Here is a 2,797-nt window from a genome sequence, read left to right as displayed (position 1 = left end):
GTGCATTGAATGTTTCAAACATTTTGGTTAAGTCCTCGATCGATTAGTATTCGTCAGCTCCATGTGTCACCACACTTCCACCTCGAACCTATCTACCTCATCGTCTTTGAGGGATCTTACTTACTTGCGTAATGGGAAATCTCATCTTGAGGGGGGCTTCATGCTTAGATGCTTTCAGCACTTATCCCGTCCACACATAGCTACCCAGCGATGCCTTTGGCAAGACAACTGGTACACCAGCGGTGTGTCCATCCCGGTCCTCTCGTACTAAGGACAGCTCCTCTCAAATTTCCTACGCCCACGACGGATAGGGACCGAACTGTCTCACGACGTTCTGAACCCAGCTCGCGTACCGCTTTAATGGGCGAACAGCCCAACCCTTGGGACCGACTACAGCCCCAGGATGCGATGAGCCGACATCGAGGTGCCAAACCTCCCCGTCGATGTGGACTCTTGGGGGAGATAAGCCTGTTATCCCCGGGGTAGCTTTTATCCGTTGAGCGATGGCCCTTCCATGCGGAACCACCGGATCACTAAGCCCGTCTTTCGACCCTGCTCGACTTGTAGGTCTCGCAGTCAAGCTCCCTTGTGCCTTTACACTCTACGAATGATTTCCAACCATTCTGAGGGAACCTTTGGGCGCCTCCGTTACCTTTTAGGAGGCGACCGCCCCAGTCAAACTGTCCGCCTGACACTGTCTCCTGCCCCGCTAAGGGGCATGGGTTAGAATTTCAATACAACCAGGGTAGTATCCCACCGACGCCTCCTTCGAAGCTGGCGCTCCGAGATCTCTGGCTCCTACCTATCCTGTACAAGTTGTACCAAAATTCAATATCAGGCTACAGTAAAGCTCCACGGGGTCTTTCCGTCCTGTCGCGGGTAACCTGCATCTTCACAGGTACTATAATTTCACCGAGTCTCTCGTTGAGACAGTGCCCAGATCGTTACGCCTTTCGTGCGGGTCGGAACTTACCCGACAAGGAATTTCGCTACCTTAGGACCGTTATAGTTACGGCCGCCGTTTACTGGGGCTTCAATTCGCAGCTTCGCTTGCGCTAACCACTCCTCTTAACCTTCCAGCACCGGGCAGGCGTCAGCCCCTATACGTCACCTTACGGTTTTGCAGAGACCTGTGTTTTTGCTAAACAGTCGCCTGGGCCTATTCACTGCGGCTCTCATGCGCTTGCACGCTCAAGAGCACCCCTTCTCCCGAAGTTACGGGGTCATTTTGCCGAGTTCCTTAACGAGAGTTCTCTCGCACACCTTAGGATTCTCTCCTCGACTACCTGTGTCGGTTTGCGGTACGGGCACCTCTCACCTCGATAGAGGCTTTTCTTGGCAGTGTGAAATCAGGAACTTCGTCCATACGGACTCGCCATCACAGCTCAACGTTACAGTGTGCGGATTTGCCTACACACACGCCTTACTGCTTGGACGCGCATATCCAACAGCGCGCTTACCCTATCCTACTGCGTCCCCCCATTTCTCAAACGGTGAGGAGGTGGTACAGGAATATCAACCTGTTGTCCATCGCCTACGCCTATCGGCCTCGGCTTAGGTCCCGACTAACCCTGAGCGGACGAGCCTTCCTCAGGAAACCTTAGTCATACGGTGGACGGGATTCTCACCCGTCTTTCGCTACTCATACCGGCATTCTCACTTCTAAGCGCTCCACCAGTCCTTCCGATCTGACTTCAACGCACTTAGAACGCTCTCCTACCACTGACATCGTAGATGTCAATCCACAGCTTCGGTGAATCGTTTAGCCCCGATACATTTTCGGCGCAGCGTCACTCGACCAGTGAGCTATTACGCACTCTTTAAATGATGGCTGCTTCTAAGCCAACATCCTGGTTGTCTGTGCAACGCCACATCCTTTTCCACTTAACGATTACTTTGGGACCTTAGCTGGTGGTCTGGGCTGTTTCCCTTTTGACTACGGATCTTATCACTCGCAGTCTGACTCCCGTGTATAAATATCTGGCATTCGGAGTTTGTCTGAATTCGGTAAACCGGGATGGCCCCCTAGTCCAAACAGTGCTCTACCTCCAGTATTCTCATCACGAGGCTAGCCCTAAAGCTATTTCGGAGAGAACCAGCTATCTCCAAGTTCGATTGGAATTTCTCCGCTACCCACACCTCATCCCCGCACTTTTCAACGTGCGTGGGTTCGGGCCTCCAGTAAGTGTTACCTCACCTTCACCCTGGACATGGGTAGATCACCTGGTTTCGGGTCTACGACCACGTACTAATTCGCCCTATTCAGACTCGCTTTCGCTGCGGCTCCGCCTTCTAAAGCTTAACCTCGCACGTAATCGTAACTCGCCGGTTCATTCTACAAAAGGCACGCTATCACCCATTAACGGGCTCTAACTACTTGTAGGCACACGGTTTCAGGATCTCTTTCACTCCCCTTCCGGGGTGCTTTTCACCTTTCCCTCACGGTACTGGTTCACTATCGGTCACTAGGTAGTATTTAGCCTTGGGAGATGGTCCTCCCAGATTCCGACGGAATTTCACGTGTTCCGCCGTACTCAGGATCCACTCAGGAGAGAACGAACTTTCGACTACAGGGCTTTTACCTGCTCTGGCGGACCTTTCCAAGTCGCTTCATCTAACTCGCTCTTTTGTAACTCCGTATAGAGTGTCCTACAACCCCAAGAGGCAAGCCTCTTGGTTTGGGCTCTTCCCGTTTCGCTCGCCGCTACTCAGGGAATCGATTTTTCTTTCTCTTCCTCCAGGTACTTAGATGTTTCAGTTCCCTGGGTCTGCCTTCAAGACGCTATGTATTCACGTC

The 2,797-nt window shown here is 52.3% G+C and carries 1 rRNA gene; it reads right to left on the bottom strand.

The window, feature by feature from the left end:
- Positions 1-23 precede the first annotated feature (23 nt).
- Positions 24-2,797, bottom strand: a 23S ribosomal RNA gene (locus ABNX05_RS25940); the annotation flags it as partial.

Source organism: Lysinibacillus zambalensis (assembly GCF_040183165.1).
Classification (GTDB): domain Bacteria; phylum Bacillota; class Bacilli; order Bacillales_A; family Planococcaceae; genus Lysinibacillus; species Lysinibacillus zambalensis.
This window is presented reverse-complemented; position numbering and strand designations above follow the sequence as displayed.